This window comes from Azorhizobium oxalatiphilum, assembly GCF_014635325.1.
In the GTDB taxonomy this organism is placed as follows: Bacteria; Pseudomonadota; Alphaproteobacteria; order Rhizobiales; family Xanthobacteraceae; genus Azorhizobium; species Azorhizobium oxalatiphilum.
This window is the reverse complement of record NZ_BMCT01000003.1, coordinates 500,462-515,081: the sequence shown is the minus strand read 5'-3', so window position 1 is coordinate 515,081 and position 14,620 is coordinate 500,462. Positions and strand designations below refer to the sequence as shown.

Annotated in this window: 14 protein-coding genes and 1 pseudogene; 5 read left to right on the top strand and 10 right to left on the bottom strand. The window is 60.6% G+C overall.

Annotation, left to right across the window (positions count from 1 at the left end; all coding sequences use genetic code 11):
- Nucleotides 1-14: 14 nt before the first annotated feature.
- The 5 genes and pseudogenes from IEW24_RS14300 to IEW24_RS14275 all read right to left on the bottom strand — a co-directional run bounded on the left by IEW24_RS14300 (nt 15) and on the right by IEW24_RS14275 (nt 7,694).
- Nucleotides 15-1,889 (bottom strand): annotated as a pseudogene (locus IEW24_RS14300) (DUF7380 domain-containing protein).
- Between the two features lie 208 nt (nt 1,890-2,097).
- Nucleotides 2,098-4,650, bottom strand: coding sequence for a S8 family peptidase (locus tag IEW24_RS14290; protein WP_188579627.1), 2,553 nt, complete (start codon nt 4,648-4,650; stop codon nt 2,098-2,100).
- Between the two features lie 51 nt (nt 4,651-4,701).
- Nucleotides 4,702-5,712: an AAA family ATPase gene (locus IEW24_RS14285; RefSeq protein ID WP_188579625.1), complete on the bottom strand. Its 1,011-nt coding sequence runs from the start codon at nt 5,710-5,712 to the stop codon at nt 4,702-4,704.
- A gap of 338 nt (nt 5,713-6,050) precedes the next feature.
- The gene (locus tag IEW24_RS28760) at nt 6,051-6,233 is read right to left on the bottom strand and encodes a hypothetical protein (protein ID WP_244644400.1); all 183 of its coding nucleotides are present in this window, start codon (nt 6,231-6,233) and stop codon (nt 6,051-6,053) included.
- 588 nt (nt 6,234-6,821) lie between these two features.
- Nucleotides 6,822-7,694, bottom strand: a complete 873-nt coding sequence (locus IEW24_RS14275; RefSeq protein ID WP_188579623.1) for an AraC family transcriptional regulator — start codon at nt 7,692-7,694, stop codon at nt 6,822-6,824.
- Between the two features lie 132 nt (nt 7,695-7,826).
- Here IEW24_RS14275 and IEW24_RS14270 point away from each other — a divergent pair, with 132 nt between their 5' ends.
- From IEW24_RS14270 to IEW24_RS14255, 4 genes are read left to right on the top strand one after another with little or no spacing between them, the layout of a single operon-like run.
- The gene (locus tag IEW24_RS14270) at nt 7,827-8,570 is read left to right on the top strand and encodes an SDR family NAD(P)-dependent oxidoreductase (RefSeq protein ID WP_188579621.1); all 744 of its coding nucleotides are present in this window, start codon (nt 7,827-7,829) and stop codon (nt 8,568-8,570) included.
- Nucleotides 8,571-8,580: 10 nt separating this feature from the next.
- Nucleotides 8,581-8,991: a VOC family protein gene (locus IEW24_RS14265; protein WP_188579619.1), complete on the top strand. Its 411-nt coding sequence runs from the start codon at nt 8,581-8,583 to the stop codon at nt 8,989-8,991.
- Entirely contained in the window at nt 8,988-9,329 is a 342-nt protein-coding gene (locus IEW24_RS14260; protein ID WP_188579617.1) for a nuclear transport factor 2 family protein, read from the top strand. The genes IEW24_RS14265 and IEW24_RS14260 overlap by 4 nt, the downstream gene beginning before the upstream one ends.
- A gap of 21 nt (nt 9,330-9,350) precedes the next feature.
- Nucleotides 9,351-10,340: a saccharopine dehydrogenase family protein gene (locus IEW24_RS14255; protein WP_188579615.1), complete on the top strand. Its 990-nt coding sequence runs from the start codon at nt 9,351-9,353 to the stop codon at nt 10,338-10,340.
- Between the two features lie 37 nt (nt 10,341-10,377).
- Here IEW24_RS14255 and IEW24_RS14250 read toward each other — a convergent pair whose 3' ends face one another.
- The 5 genes from IEW24_RS14250 to IEW24_RS14230 all read right to left on the bottom strand — a co-directional run bounded on the left by IEW24_RS14250 (nt 10,378) and on the right by IEW24_RS14230 (nt 13,689).
- Nucleotides 10,378-10,764, bottom strand: coding sequence for a VOC family protein (locus IEW24_RS14250; RefSeq protein ID WP_210324219.1), 387 nt, complete (start codon nt 10,762-10,764; stop codon nt 10,378-10,380).
- 26 nt (nt 10,765-10,790) lie between these two features.
- Nucleotides 10,791-11,537 carry an SDR family NAD(P)-dependent oxidoreductase gene (locus IEW24_RS14245; protein ID WP_188579611.1) on the bottom strand — a complete coding sequence of 249 codons (747 nt, stop codon included), beginning with the start codon at nt 11,535-11,537 and terminating at the stop codon, nt 10,791-10,793.
- A gap of 28 nt (nt 11,538-11,565) precedes the next feature.
- On the bottom strand, nt 11,566-12,294 hold the full coding sequence (locus IEW24_RS14240; RefSeq protein ID WP_188579609.1) for an SDR family oxidoreductase: 729 nt from the start codon (nt 12,292-12,294) through the stop codon (nt 11,566-11,568).
- A gap of 7 nt (nt 12,295-12,301) precedes the next feature.
- On the bottom strand, nt 12,302-12,784 hold the full coding sequence (locus IEW24_RS14235; protein WP_188579607.1) for a nuclear transport factor 2 family protein: 483 nt from the start codon (nt 12,782-12,784) through the stop codon (nt 12,302-12,304).
- Nucleotides 12,785-12,948: 164 nt separating this feature from the next.
- Entirely contained in the window at nt 12,949-13,689 is a 741-nt protein-coding gene (locus tag IEW24_RS14230; RefSeq protein WP_188579604.1) for an SDR family NAD(P)-dependent oxidoreductase, read from the bottom strand.
- A 140-nt stretch (nt 13,690-13,829) separates the two neighbouring features.
- Here IEW24_RS14230 and IEW24_RS14225 point away from each other — a divergent pair, with 140 nt between their 5' ends.
- A complete protein-coding gene (locus IEW24_RS14225) occupies nt 13,830-14,438 on the top strand; it encodes a TetR/AcrR family transcriptional regulator (RefSeq protein WP_188579603.1) in 609 nt (202 codons plus the stop codon).
- Nucleotides 14,439-14,620 lie beyond the last annotated feature (182 nt).

Genomic DNA, 14,620 nt, shown 5'->3' with positions numbered 1-14,620 from the left:
TTTGATGGTCCTGCTCAGGCAAGCGGGCGCAGGCGGCGGCGAACCTCGTCCGCATGGGGCGCAAGTTGCTCGATGCAAAGCCGGTAGATAAACCAGCAGGCGTAGATCGCATCCCGTCCGCCAAATACCCACTGATGCAGCAGCCCGTGCGCCATTCTATGGCGAAGCGTCGGCCCAGCCTGATGGTCGAACATGTTTTCGATCTCGAACACGACAGCATCGCCAATGAGGTCTTCAAGCGGTTTGCGCCATTCACCCGACGGATCGAGCAGCGTGGAAAGCGTTGCGCTCGATTGCGTCAGATCGGATTTCAGACGCGTCGTGTCCACATCCGCCGCGTTCAGCACATAGCGCAGCGAATTTTCGAGTTGCGGCACAAGAAGATGTGCCGCCTCGATAAAATCACCGTTGAAGAAGTGGGCGAAGCCACGGCCAAAGAATGCTTCGTGGTGCGGCGGCACGAACGGGCTCATCGCCGCAAGCGTCGTCAGCACCCGCTCATCCGGGGCATGATCGAAAACGATCTGATAGCGGCCCGGCTCGATCTGTCCTGCCACAACCAGTCCACGCCTCATCTGCTCATGCTGGATGATCTGGACCCGAATGTTCGCCTCGTTGGGGGGACTCGCGAACCCGCCGGCAGGTGGCGTTCGCGAGGCGGGCTTGAAGGTCTCATCGTAGATCACCGAGGCGAATAGGCTGCCAAAGGGAGATCGTCCGATGGATTTTTCTGCCTCCCGGCGAAGATCCGCGACGGCGGGTGAGCGGCTTTGTACGGCGTAGATGAGAAGAGCATCCGCCAATTCCTTGCCGCCCAATTGCGCCTTGGTCCCCTCGATAATCTCAGAAATGTCGGTCGACGACGAAATCGGCGCCATAAAATCAGCGATGTCACCCTGCTTGCGCACCAAACGTGCTTGCAGGTCAGCGCGTCTGGCATTCGTGCCTCGAACTCGTCGCAACGTCGCAATCGCCTGCTCAAGCCAATGGGTCTCATGCATGGGACTCTTGGTCATCCGGTCGGCTGTTTCGACGAGACGCTCTGCAACTTGAACCAGTGCCCGATCGGCATCGTTTTTTCGGTCCGCACGCACATAGGCGCGAGCGGTCAGACGCCAAAGTTGTTCGGGACCGTCTGCGTCGCCCGCAGCGGCCCTGGAGACGGCAAACGCTTCCGCCGCTTTCGCAAGGCTTGCGGCCCTCGTCGTCTTGAAGTCCAGTTCCAGATCGCTCGCCCGCACGAAAACGAACACGTCTTCCCGCTTCAACGCCCGTTGCCGGACCTTCTTGGCGAGTGAGATGAGATCATCTGTTCGCCCGCCACCCCAGCCGATCTGCCGTTGCAGGACGCAAGCACGGCGCAGCAGGTCGAGCGCGCGAGGGTCGCTTGCCTCATTTCGGCGGCTTCGCATCTCGGCCTTGCCAGCCAAGATGCGGCTGACGCACTCAATGTAACCGTCAATCGCCAATCGGGCGGCATCGTGTTGTTTGGCGTTTACCCATGCAAGATCGGCCAGCCGTGCCTTGAGGGCCGGGTGACCGACTTGGGCCGCCAGCTCGCCGAATACCAGCGACTACTTGCCTCGATATGTGAGGGGCGTTGGAGTTGATCCCGCAGCCCACGCCATCAGCGGGGTGAACGGCTTCAAGGGCTCGCCCGCCTGTAGACCCATCGTACAAACACCGCCCAGAAGATTGTAGACGGCTGCCATCTCTCCATCGCCAGCCAACTCGGCCGCGTCACGCGCCGTGGAATAGTGTCGCCACAGTACAGAGCAGTCGACCGAACGCTCGCCAGAGATCGGCATCTCCGGGTCGGCCGATAGAATGTCCGCGAGCACGATCAGGGAGGGTTCTGGTTTCTGTTGGGTCTGGGACGCGTCGGCCATTGATGTAAAACTCGATTGAAGTTTCAGTTATCCTTGCATGGTCGAGACCTGTGACGCGATGGTTCTGGCTCGGCGTGCGTATCATTGCGGCATTAGAGGGCTATAGACGTCGTGCTCATAATCGTTGGGCACGGACCGCCAGCCCGCCGGTTGCCCGCTATAGCCCGACACTTCGCCGTCGCACCTGAATCTGACCAAAACCATCCGGTCAACCGAGCAACACCTCAATTTCCTTCGCATCAACCAATGTCGTGATTTCCGAATAGAGATCTACCTGCTGGCCAGGTGCGGAAATCGAGATGACCAGCGCGTAACGCGCCTTATCGGCTACGCGCTTCTGCCCAACATGCGACTTCCACCAACCGCCGACGGGGTAAACGGCAATAGCATCGTGCCCGGCGAGGTCGATCGCTCGTCCGCGCCAGAGATCGCAATGGAGGGAGCCCGCCTGGATCGCCTTTGGACCGAGCAGCCAGCAGCTCGTCTCGCCGTCGGCTTCCGTGCCATCCTTCGCCTGGCTCGCGGAAATTCGGCTGCGGAATCGGGCGCTCGTCTCGGTGCGCTTCTTCATATCGAAGCGCAGACCAAAGGAACGATAGGTGTCCGGGCGGGTGGCGGCTTTTCCGGTTAGGTTGGGCTCGATGAAATAGGACAATGTCACCTTCATCGTGACGATCTCGTTCTCGAGCTGCTCCAGAGCCGTCTTGGGCCAAGGGAGATCATAGAAATGCATCTCATTGAATACGCCGGTTCGGCCGTCCGCGCCTATCGCAAAAGGCTGAAGCTCTGCCTGCGCAACAAGCGTAGCATCGTTGCGCGCTGAGAGGACCGCGCGGCCGATTTCCGGCACGCCATATCCAAACTCGCGAAGCATCGCCTGCTTCTTCGCTTTGGTGGCAGCCTTGCCCGTTTTCCAGTGCGCGCCTGTGCCGATGAACTTCTTTCGGATCGGCTCGGGCCAGCGCGCTGAGTCGACGATGAGCGCGCGATGCGTTTCCGGCCAGAGGTCGGGCCGAGCCGCCTGCAGCCGACCGACGAAATTACCCGCCATGCCCGCGGCGGCGCTGGTCGCCCAGAACGGGACCAAAGGCTCGCCCGCCACATCTGACCCCGCAGATAGAAGGGACACGGACGGGTCCCAGCCGCAGAAGCCCGCGGCGTCAGACATCATGTTGCCCGCCTCGAACAGCACCTCCGGCTTGATCGGGGTCAGGTCGTCGGGAAGCGACTGAGAGCCACGGCTGAACGGGCTGCGATGATTGGCGGGGACCGCCGCCTGCAACACGGGAGGCGGCGCCGGCGGCTGCTCCTTGCGCGTGAAGCCACCGATGGTGAGTGCGTTCCAGCTTTGCGACGGATCTTCCAACGGTTGAGAGGGCAGAACGTCCACAGCCATCCCGCCGGAGACGTTTCCGGTGGCGACGACCATCAGGCGCTTCGGTCGTTCGAATGCCGCAACTTTGTCATCAGCCTCGCCAGGCATCGCCCCGGCGATGATCTGATCCAGCGCACCGCTCCAAGTCGACGGTCGGCTGGGCGGGAAGTCTGTCGCGGAGGTCGCGATGCAGAAACTGCGCAGTGCGTCCGGCCGCTCGATCTCGACCGCACTGACCGCGCCTTGCGTGACGACCCCATAGCTGGGTGGCTTGGTCGGCGGGAATCCGTGCGGTGGCAACAGTTTCATGGATTCCGCACCGTGTGTCAGCGTGACCGGACGCGCGTCGTTCATCAAGGATTCGAGATCGCCATATAGGACGAGGCCTGCCAGCGGCGTGCCGTGACCGCCGTTCGGCTGATGGTCGTCGGCGCCCCAAGCCGCATCATAGGCCCACGCGCCACGCAGGCCGGGAGCGATCAGGGGATGGGCGGCGGCGACGCCCGTGTCGAGCATGCAAACCACTGGGGCATCGTTCGCGGGCGCCGAGACCCTCTGCGACAATTCGACAACCCAATCGTGCTGACCCAGCCCCGTCTCTCCACGATCGAGAAACGGTTCGATCGTTCCTGTCGCGCGCCTGATTTCAGTGATGGCGCCCGGTACGCGCGTCGCGAAGAGTGCAACCGTTGCGGCAGTGCCGTGCAGAAACAGGACGGTCGTGTCGGGGAAGATCAGGCGGTCGTCATGAACCTCAATATTCACATTGCGCGCCGCGTTGACGAGGCGATCTGCCAAGGCCACAGGCTGGCGAACCCACAGCTCCCACCAAACGATGTCCGGCGTGGCCAGGTCCACCGCGCCCGTGAACAATGACCCGGTGTCGATCGCCCGGACCTCCTCGACGACCTCGAAGCGCTCGACATCAGGCCGTCGTTGATTACCCGGATCGCGGCCATATTCACTGATACGGCCTTGCAGAAAGGCTCGCGCATCATCCGGCACAAACAGCAATGCGCTCTCCGTGCGGTCGTCGTTCCGTTCGGAACGGAGCACCACAACGTCCTGCGTAGGAAACTCAAGCGCTGTTGGAACCTTGACCGCCTTGGTCCGGGAGTCCTCGGCTGGCGGCAGCGTCGTGATCTCGACGATCGTGCCGGATTTCAGGCCCTGAACGGCGAGACGCGGGTCGTCGGCCGGCAGTGGAACATCGCCGAGCGCAGTGGCGAGTTGATCCAGCAGAAGTGCGGCGTGCGCAGCATAGTTGCCGCGAAGCGGTTTTCGTTCCTGATTGCGTGATGGGAAAGTGTAAGCTGCCGTCTCACGGAAAACGTCGATCGGTATGTGCTGACGGTTTCTCGTGTCGAAATTATCTGGCTCCGCCATAAGTCCTTGCTCGTTTGTTCGATTTCCAGTCTATCCGTTGGCGGAGCCTGCCTAACGGCTGGATGGACGACGGAACTTACCTTTTAATGTTTGTCGGTTCTCCAAAGCGCGTTGTAGCGCTTCAGGCGAGGCCTTCGACGCCCCTTCAAGGATAGCGTCCTTCACGACGGCATCTGCGGCACGAACCAATTCGCCCTGGCTGAGCCCCTCCAGTGCCGTTTCGAGTGCAGGCCACGCCTTTGCGGCGAATTTGAATTTGCCAAGGCGGCGCTCAACGATCGCGCGGGCGGCCGCGACGTCCGGCAGCGTGTATTCGATCACCTCATCGAAGCGCCGCGCCAGCGCTTCATCCAGGATCTCGACGTGGTTCGTCGCCGCCAGCACGAGGCTGTCGGTCGAGTTTGGCTCTTCCATAAAGGCCAGGACCGAGTTCAACACCCGGCGGATCTCGCCGACATCGTTCGGGTCGCCTCGGCGAGCGCCGATCGCGTCGAACTCGTCGAGTAGATAGACACCGCGTGTTTGCGCGATTTGATCAAACAGCAGTCGCATCTTGCCGGCTGTCTCGCCGAAAAAGCGGCTGAACAAGGCTTCGAGACGCACAGTGAAGAGCGGCAGGCGCAATTCCCCGGCAAGCGCCGAGGCGGTCATGGTCTTACCTGTGCCGGGCAGACCGACGAGCAGCATGTGTGTCGCCGGCGTCTGGCCGTGTTCGCGCAAGGTTGCGCGTTCCTGTTGCTGGCGAACGATCCGCCCAAGCCGTGCGGCGATGTCGTCCGACAGCACCATGCTTGACAGCGTGACCTTGGGATAGGCGCTCTCGACGAGACCTTGCAATTCGCCCCGTGGCCGAGCCAGCGGAATCGGCGTCTGCCCGCCAGCGGGCTTTCCGACATGGCGCTGGTCTCTAGCCTTCTGGACGAGGCGCTTCAGCTTTTCGGCATCATCGGCCCGACCTTGACGGGCTTCCTGTGCGGCGATCTGCAAGGCGATCGACAGAAGCTGATCTTCATCTCCGTCGATATGCGAGTTGAGGAGCGCGAGAATTTGCTTGGTAGACATGCTCGCCTCCTTTCTTCGATTCGGCCTCGCTATACTTTTATATGCTTTAGATGCCACGGGCGATCATCGGCTCGAGATGACGGTATCTCAGAAGTCTCCCAAAAGCCACCGTTTCCTGTGGTTCTCCGGCGCTCAGGATCGTCAGGGACACTGCTGGGTTTGTCCGATACACGCCTATCAGACGTATGGCGATCGGCACCAGCCACACTGATTGCTCGATATAGCCACCGATACCTACCCGATTGCCGCCAATGCGATGCAGTTTGAGAGTTTCCGACCACCAACGAAAAGGCGATGGCCGAAAAGCGTCCGGAGCGAGATAATCGCCTGCTGCTAGCTCAACTGCCCACGCGGGCGGCATAGACCCGGCGTGCCGGCTGTTCGAGCCGGCCCAAGCCGACATATTTGGTGCGTAGCGAGGTACAGTAGTCGCGCGCAGAGAACCACGCGGAATCAACGAGCACGCCTTCCGGGAGGAGGCGCTCAAGCTGCTTTAGCTTTCCCACGCTTTGCTCGCTCATGGTGGCGCCAGTTTGAAAATTTATCGGTTAGCGTCACATCGGTTAGCAAATGTGGCATTTGGCAAACCCGCGGTCTTCGCCTTGATACAAATCCTCGGAGTCTGATGGCTGAAGACTGCGGTTTAGTATCAGCAGCCAGAGAGGTCTAGTCCGTCTCGGCCCCCTTAGTCGGCAAGGCCAACCCGCCGTCGCAGCGATATAGGATCGAGGTGGGTGTATTGATTTCGCCGATTTTGACGGTACTTTACGGGAGCAAAAGATTCGAGGTCTGAGGTCTACGCCTCACCGCGAAACGGTCGATAGATACCGATAGTTCACAGAATTTTTTCTGCGCTAAAATTGCCTAAAAAACCCGCAAAATCAAAAGGATAGATTTTTGACGGCCTGCGCCTCGGCGCTGGCGGCCAAAGAAAATATTTTCTACAATAAAATCAATCGCTTATTGTCGAAAAAATATTAGAGTGGGAGTGACGGGTCGTAGATACGGCGGCATTCGGCGGGGAACGGCGAGGTGCGCGAGAAGGGCCAGGCGATAGATGCTGATAGTCGCTAACGACGCAGATCGCCATAGTGGATGCCAATAGCAGGTCAGGCTCGAAGCCTCGCCGCGTCCTTTGACGGTGGGCGGCCGAACTGCCGGGCGTATTCCCGGCTGAACTGCGTCGGACTCTCGTAACCCACCCCGAACGCGACTGATGTGGCGTTGCCTTCTCCGGCAATGAGGAGGGAGCGCGCATGCAGCAACCGCACGTGCTTCTGATACTGGAGCGGACTGAGAGCGGTCACAGCCTTGAAGTGCCGGTGGAATGCAGAGACACTGAGTGCTGCCATCTCCGCCAGAGCCTCGACGCGTAGCGGCCTGGCGAAGTTTTCCCTGATCCATTGAATGGTGACGCCGATCCGGGAGAGAGCAGTATCGGGCGTCGCGATGTCGCGCAGCATCCAGCCGAGCGGCCCTTGCAGAACCCGGAAGAGGATTTCGCGCTCATAGGCTGGAGCAAGAGCGGCGACCTCGTCCGGGCGTTCCATCAGGCGCAGCATGCGAAGCCAGGCATCGAGCAGTTCCGGTGTCACAGGCGCGACCGAGAAGCCGGGGCTATAGAGTTCGCCTCCGGCAGGTTTGGGCAGATCCGCCAGCAGGTTCGCCACGATCGCCTGCTCCAGCGTCAGGCTGATGGCGAGATAGGGATCTCCATCACCGGAAGCGTGCACTGAACCAACCGCCGGCAGATCGACCGACATGACGAAGTATGTCGCGGGATCATAGCGAAAAGTCCGGTCGCCGACCGTCATGGTCTTCCAGCCTGTCAGGATCAGATTGACCATGGGATCGTAGACGGCGGCAAGCTGATGTTCGGGAATGTCGCCCTGCACCATGGCGACGCGCGGAATACCCGTCTCCGTGCGGCGGTTCTCCGCCCGTGACGCCAATTGCCTGAGTTCTTGAAGCTGTGTGTCCATGAAGTTGTTGTTTCACACCGACGGCGCGGATTCAACGGAAAAGCAGAAATAGGCAAGACTCGAAGAGGATCGTGAGAGCGACCCCCGGGCACCCCGGCTATCACTTGGTCATCCAATCGAAAGGAGCACCAAATGAGCATCGTCATCATTACCGGCGGAAGCCGCGGCCTCGGCGCCAGCATCGCAGTTCAGTGTGCCAGGCGCGGCATGGGCGTCATCCTCACCTACAACAATAACAGCCAAGCCGCCAAGCAGGTCGTCGCTACAATCGAAGCTGACGGCGGCAAGGCTGTCGCCCTTGAGCTTGATGTCAGCAACAGTGCGAGTTTTCTGGCGTTTCGCGACGCCGTCACTGAAGCTCTGGCAAAGACCTGGGGCGCCCAGACCTTCGATTTCCTCGTCAACAATGCCGGTTATGGGCTCTACAGCCCGATCGCAACCGTAACAGAAGACGAGTTCGATGGCCTGTTCCGTGTTCATCTCAAAGGTCCGTTCTTCCTCACGCAGGCACTGCTTCGCCTGATGGCCGACGGCGGCCACATCGTGAACGTGACAAGCGCGACCAGCCGCGTGGCAACCGCAGGCGTTGCACCCTATGCCTCCTTCAAGGGCGGGCTAGAAGTGCTGACCCGGTACATGGCCAAGGAGTTCGGCGAACGTCGCATCCGGGCTAACTCGATCGCTCCGGGGCCGATCCGCACCGAACTCGGCGGAGGCCTTACCGAAGAATTCGAGGCCATGCTCGCCGGTCAGACCGCGCTCGGTCGCGTCGGCGAACCGGACGATGTCGGCTGCATGGTCGCCAGCCTGCTGTCAGACGACAACCGCTGGCTCAACGCCCAGAACATCGAAGTTGCTGGCGGTTACATCATCTGAGGAGGTTTACATGCTCGATCATATCTTTCTGACGGTGAGCGATACTGCTCGCTCGATCGCTTTTTACGAGAGAGTGCTCCCGATCCTTGGAATTACAGCCCGTCATGACTATGACGGCAGCCAGGGCCCGGCAGGGCATCCCGACCTCAAGGGTTTTGGCGCCAACGGCCGGATGTTCTTCTGGCTGAGGCAGGGCACGGCTGCACCCCGCGCCGTGCATGTCGGCTTTGTCGCGGATTCCGAGACAATCGTGAACGTTGCCCATGCCGAGGCGCTGGCGGCCGGAGCGAGCGAGATCCACGCGCCGGGGCCACAGCTTCACTACGATCCCCGCTATTATGCGGCGCAGGTCAGGGACCCGGATGGCTACAGCCTCGAATTCGTTTTCAAGAGCTGGCAGCACGGGGAATTGATGCGATGACAGCCAGAACACTGCGTGAAACGGCAGACGTGCTGATCGCCACCACCAATGCCTTCGATGCCGATACGGCCTTGACCCTGTTCACGCCCGATGCGGTAATCGACGACCCATCGACGGGTCACCGTTTCGACGGTAATGCCGGTATCCGCGATTACATCGAGCGGTACTTCGTCGGCTATCAGACGGTGACCCGCTTCCTCTCGATCGCAACGATCAGCGAGAGCCGCGCCCGGGTCCGCGTCGATTTCACCGGAGATTTCGGACACGAAATCGGTCTTCTCGACATCTCCGTTGACGCCGACGGGCTAATCACGCGCATCGACGCCGATCTCGAATAATCACAGAAATAGAAGAACCCCATGAATACTCTCATGATCTATGGAGCCACCGGCTACACCGGTGGAATGGCAGCGGAACATGCCGCGTCTGCCGGACTGAACCTCGTTCTTGCAGGCCGCGAGCAAAACCGGGCGAGGCTTGAAGCGCTGGCCGGCCGTCTCGGAGCGACCGTCAGGATTATTCCGCTGGACGATCCCGATGCCGTCGTTGCCAACCTCGCAGGCGTCTGCGTTATGCTCAACGCCGCAGGTCCCTTCGCAAACACGGCCGAGCCGCTGATGTCCGCCGCGATCCGTGCCGGGGTCCACTATCTCGACTTCTCGGCCGAACTCGACACATACCGCGAAGCTTTGGCCCTCGACGCCCGAGCCCGTGCGGCCGGAGTCATGCTTCTCCCGGGAAGCGGTGGCAGCGTGGCGATGCTGGGAAGTCTCGCCGGACATGCCGTTGCGCGCATCAGGAATGCACGCAAGATCAGTATTGCGCTTCACGTGGCAGGAGCGATGTCGAGGGGGTCTGCCACCAGCGCGAGCCAGAATATCGCTTCGGCGACACTTCACCTCGTTGACGGTGAACTCGTGACGCGCAGCCCGCAACAGGTGCGCGACTTCGATTTTGGCTTCGGGCCGCGATCGTCCTTTCCCGTGACGCTGCCCGACCTCGTGACGATCCATCAGGCGACTGGCGTTGCCGACATCGAAACCTTCGTCCACGTCACCGCAGGCGCATTTCCGACAGAGCATCTCAAGGATCTGCCGGCCGGCCCCAGCGTCGAAGAGCGTGAAGCGAGCCGCTATCATGCGGTCGTCGAAGTCACCGGCGCGGACGGGACGGTCGTGCGCTCGATGCTCGACACGGTGAACGGATACACCTTCACCGCCATGGCCGCCGTAGAAGCGGCCCGACGCGTTCTCGGCGGTGAAGTTCAGCCCGGCTTCCAGACGCCTGCGAGTTTGTTCGGCAATGGCTTTGCCGAAACCATTGCCGATACGCGGATCATCGATCTTTAGCCGAGATCGCAGAGATTTTGGTCTGTTTGGCGAAGCTTCAAGCCCTCTGGCAGACGGCTTCGATATTGTTGCCATCGGGATCCAGGACATAGGCCGCGTAGTAGTTTTCATGATAGCGCTCCCGGATTCCGGGAGCGCCATTGTCGGTTCCGCCACTGGCGAGTGCTGCGGCATGAAACGCATCGACCGTTGCCCTGTCATCAGCGGTAAAGGCGATATGGATCGGAAGCTTTGCTCCATTCTCCTGGTGAATCCATAGGCTCGGATAACCATTCTTCCCGAAGCCGTGTCGCGCGCCGCCATGGGCCGTGCGGGACGGATCGATGCTGATGACCAGCGATAAACCGAGCGGTGCCAGCACCGCATCGTAAAATTGCCGCGACCACTCCGCGTCCCCGACGGGGAACTCGATATGATTGATGATATCCGTAGGCATGATCATCGCTCCTCTCAGGCTTGTGACGCGCCGCCATCGGCGAACAGTTCGACGCCGTTGACGTAACTGGCGGCATCGCTGGCCAGGAAAGCGGCGACCTCCGCGATTTCCTCAGGCTCGCCGATGCGACCGATCGGACTCTTGTTCTTGAGGAAGGCCATGCCTTCTTCCGCATGCTCGCCAAAAGCATCCCGCAGCGCTTGCGTGTTCGTCGGCCCCGGACTGACGATATTGATACGGATGCCGGTGCCCTTGAGGTCGCTGACCCAACTGCGGACGAGATTGCGCACCGCCGCCTTGGTGGCCCCATAGATGCTCATCGTCGGGCCGGGATCGATGGAGGCCGTGGAGCCGACAATGACAATGGATGAACCCGGCTGCATGAGCGGCAATGCGCCCTGCACAGTGAAGACGATGCCCTTGACGTTCGTGTCGAACTGCTGGTCATAGGCCGCCTCGGTGATCTTCCCCAATGGGGCGTGAACACCACCGCCGGCATTGGCGACGAGGGTGTGGATCGAGCCGAACTTCGACCGGATCTCGGTGAACAGCCCCTCCAGTCCGGCAGTGCTGGAAACATCGGCAACGATGCCGACAGCGTCGCCGCCGAGTTCTTCGACTGCGCGATCCAGCGCATCACGTCGGCGCCCGGTAATGATGACCCGCATGCCCTGCGCCGCCATCTTTTGCGCGATGGCAAAGCCGATCCCGCTGCTGCCGCCAGTTACAACGGAAACTTTGCTTTTATCCAAGGTGTTCACTGTATTGCTCCTTTTATAGCTCGACGCTTCACCACGGCTGGCGGCCTTGGCTCCCGAAGAAGCCGCCGGTCGGACCGTCCTTGTCGACCAGGGCCATCCTGATCGCTGTTTCGGCGCCTTCATCGGGAGTCAAAGATCCCGTGTTGCCATTGAGATCGGTCCGCACATTACCGGGCTCGACCGCATTGATCTTGATCCCGAACGGCTCAAACTCCTTGGCGAAGGAGACCGTCACGGCGTTGAGCGCGACCTTCGATGACGTATAGGCGAGAAGGTTGACGGACGAGAATAGCGAGGTCGGATCGGTGATGAGGGTTAGCGAACCCAGACCACTGCTCATGTTCACTATCCTTGCGTCGTCCGCCTCTTTTAGAAGAGGGGCGAAGGCCTGCGTCACCCGGATGGGACCGAAGAGGTTCACCTCGTAAGTGGCCTTTACGTCATCCAGGCTCATCGCGCTCGGCGGGGTCTGAAGGTCGAGTACGATCCCCGCGTTATTCACGAGGACGTCGAGTGCGTCGATCTCCTGTCCGACACTTTCGGCCGCGCGACAAACGCTCGCGTCGTCGGCCACGTCGATTTGGACAAACCGAACGTCGAACCCTTCACCTCGTAGAGTTTGCACCGCGTCTTCGCCTCGGGAACGGTCGCGTGCGCCCATCCAGACCGATAGCCCCGCCGAGGCGAGCCCTTTGGCGATGGCAAGTCCGAGGCCCTTGTTCGCGCCGGTCACCAGCGCTTGTCGCTTTCGGATCATCGCCGCCTCACTCCGCCGGGGTTTCGGCCGCGGCAGCGACGTGCTTGCTAAGGTCGCCGAACAGGCGAGGTTCGATTTCGCGCGATGCGAAGCGCCATGCCCCGTCGTGAAGCTCGAAGGCATCGATGTACCGGCCGGTCACGATCGGTTGCAACGGCAGGCCCGGCAATTCCTGATGCACGGTGAAGTAGCATATCGAACGGGCGGCCGTGGTGGATTCGATGTCGATGAGGACGTTTGAGACCGAGTGCCAGGTTCGTGGCGTGTCATCGACATGGTACTGGAGGTTGGTCCGCAGAAACTCCGCGATGCTGTCACGTCCTTCCACTATCGTACCGGCGATGTTGAACTTGGCGGCCGCCAGAAGCTCGGCATTTGCATCGACCTTCCCGTAGTCGAGGTTGTGGGCATATACTGAAAGCAGGCGGCGAACCTCACTTTCGATGACGAGTTTGTCGATGGCGCTCGAGGGGGTGGCATTGGTGGACATGGGTCTTCCTTTCTTGATGATTTCGATATGAAGCTCACAGTCGCTGAGATGCCATCGGTGCCGCCGGCCGGGGGGGGGTAGGCCGACGGCACGCCAGGCTATGATCGCGAGGGGCGAGCGCGATTACGGCAGCCCGGTTGATTGCGACAGGCGAGGATGGCCGATCAGACCTGCGAAGCGCCCCCGTCGGCGAACAGTTCGATGCCATTGATGTAGCTGGCAGCATCGCTGCCGAGGAACGCGACCGCACGTGCAATCTCTTCGGGACGACCGATACGGCCGATCGTGCTCCGATCGGCTAGGTAGGCCAGCGCCTCATCGGCCTGATCGCCGAGAAAGGAACGCAGAGAAGCGGTGTCCACTGGGCCTGGGCTTACGATGTTGATGCGAACCCCCGATCCCTTGATCTCCGTCACCCAGCCACGCACCATCGCGCGCAGCGCCGCTTTGGTGCCACCGTAGACGCTGAGGCCCGGACCGGGTTGGATTGAAGACGTCGATCCAATGATGACGATCGCCCCGCCTTCGCTCATTAGAGACAGCGCCTTCTGGACGGAAAAGGTCACGCCCTTGACGTTGCCGTCAAACGCCCGATCGAAATGTTCTTCGGTGATCGAGGCGAGCGGGACGATTTCCCCGGCGCCCGCACTGGCGACCAACAGATCAAGGCGACCATGCGTGTCCTTCACATGAGCGTAGAGCCGATCGAGGTCGGCAAGGTTGGATATCTCCGCCTGGACGCCCTCGGCATTGCTGCCCAGCGTCTCCACCGCGGCGCTGAGCTTTTCCACGTTGCGGCCGGTGATGACGACCTTCGCACCCTGTGATGCGAGTTCCTGCGCGATGGCGAGGCCGATCCCGGATGTCCCGCCCGTAACGACGGCGACCTTTTGTGAAAATGACATGATGGCTCCTGAGCGGCGATTGTATATAGTGGTCACTATAAACCATCGCTCCACCATCTGGCAAGGACTATATATCGACCGCTACAAACGCGACGCGTGTCAGGCTTGAGGTTTGATATAGGAATCGCTATATCGGAGGCATGAAAAGCAGCACCGTTCCACCTCCTGCCCCTCGACAGAGACGACCGGCTTTCGACCGCGAGAAGGGGGTCGAAATTGCCAAGGCGTTGTTCCACGCGCGCGGCTACGATGCGGTGAGTATTGCCGATCTGACGCAGGCGCTGGAAATCAACCCGCCGAGCCTCTATGCGGCGTATGGCAGCAAGCTCGCGTTATTCGAGCGCACACTGCGGTCGTACCGGTCGACGGATTTCCTGCAAATCGAGAAAATCCTGCGAGCCGGCAGGCCCCCAGCAGAGGCGCTGACGGACCTTATGATGGCTGCCGCTCGTCATTACACAAGGAATCGCGACAAGCGCGGATGCATGATTACCGAGGCCGTACAGGCCGACGACGAGCAGGCGTGCGCGCTGGCCGGAGAATTGGCGAGGGAGCCTAGGGAACAGATCCGAAACTATATCGCCGCCCACGCGCCGAAGTCCGAGGTCGATCGCATCACCGACTATCTATTGCTGAACTTACGCGGCCTGTCGGCCTATGCCCGTCTTGGCTACAGCCAAAAGAAGCTGATCGATTGTTCGCGAACCGCTGGACGCGCCCTTGAGGGGGAATTTGGCGAAGAAGGATAGTTCCGAAGAGGTCTCTGATGGCAGTTGACGGTACTTTTTGGTCGCGTTTGTGATCTGCACATCGGAGCTGGAATGGTCCGCAAATGGCCGATAGGAGGCGATAGTTCACAGAATTTTTTTCTTCCGAACGCTCAAAAAAACATTAAACAACTCAATAGCTTAACATTTTGACGGGTCCGCTT

Excerpts from the sequence above, each read along its gene's own strand:
- IEW24_RS14285 (WP_188579625.1), bottom strand. The coding sequence starts at position 5,712 with ATGTCTACCAAGCAAATTCTCGCGCTCCTCAACTCGCATATCGACGGA.
- IEW24_RS14225 (WP_188579603.1), top strand. The coding sequence starts at position 13,830 with ATGAAAAGCAGCACCGTTCCACCTCCTGCCCCTCGACAGAGACGACCG.
- IEW24_RS14290 (WP_188579627.1), bottom strand. The coding sequence starts at position 4,650 with ATGGCGGAGCCAGATAATTTCGACACGAGAAACCGTCAGCACATACCG.
- IEW24_RS14235 (WP_188579607.1), bottom strand. The coding sequence starts at position 12,784 with ATGTCCACCAATGCCACCCCCTCGAGCGCCATCGACAAACTCGTCATC.
- IEW24_RS14260 (WP_188579617.1), top strand. The coding sequence starts at position 8,988 with ATGACAGCCAGAACACTGCGTGAAACGGCAGACGTGCTGATCGCCACC.
- IEW24_RS14240 (WP_188579609.1), bottom strand. The coding sequence starts at position 12,294 with ATGATCCGAAAGCGACAAGCGCTGGTGACCGGCGCGAACAAGGGCCTC.
- IEW24_RS14265 (WP_188579619.1), top strand. The coding sequence starts at position 8,581 with ATGCTCGATCATATCTTTCTGACGGTGAGCGATACTGCTCGCTCGATC.
- IEW24_RS14270 (WP_188579621.1), top strand. The coding sequence starts at position 7,827 with ATGAGCATCGTCATCATTACCGGCGGAAGCCGCGGCCTCGGCGCCAGC.
- IEW24_RS14230 (WP_188579604.1), bottom strand. The coding sequence starts at position 13,689 with ATGTCATTTTCACAAAAGGTCGCCGTCGTTACGGGCGGGACATCCGGG.
- IEW24_RS14275 (WP_188579623.1), bottom strand. The coding sequence starts at position 7,694 with ATGGACACACAGCTTCAAGAACTCAGGCAATTGGCGTCACGGGCGGAG.
- IEW24_RS14255 (WP_188579615.1), top strand. The coding sequence starts at position 9,351 with ATGAATACTCTCATGATCTATGGAGCCACCGGCTACACCGGTGGAATG.
- IEW24_RS28760 (WP_244644400.1), bottom strand. The coding sequence starts at position 6,233 with ATGAGCGAGCAAAGCGTGGGAAAGCTAAAGCAGCTTGAGCGCCTCCTC.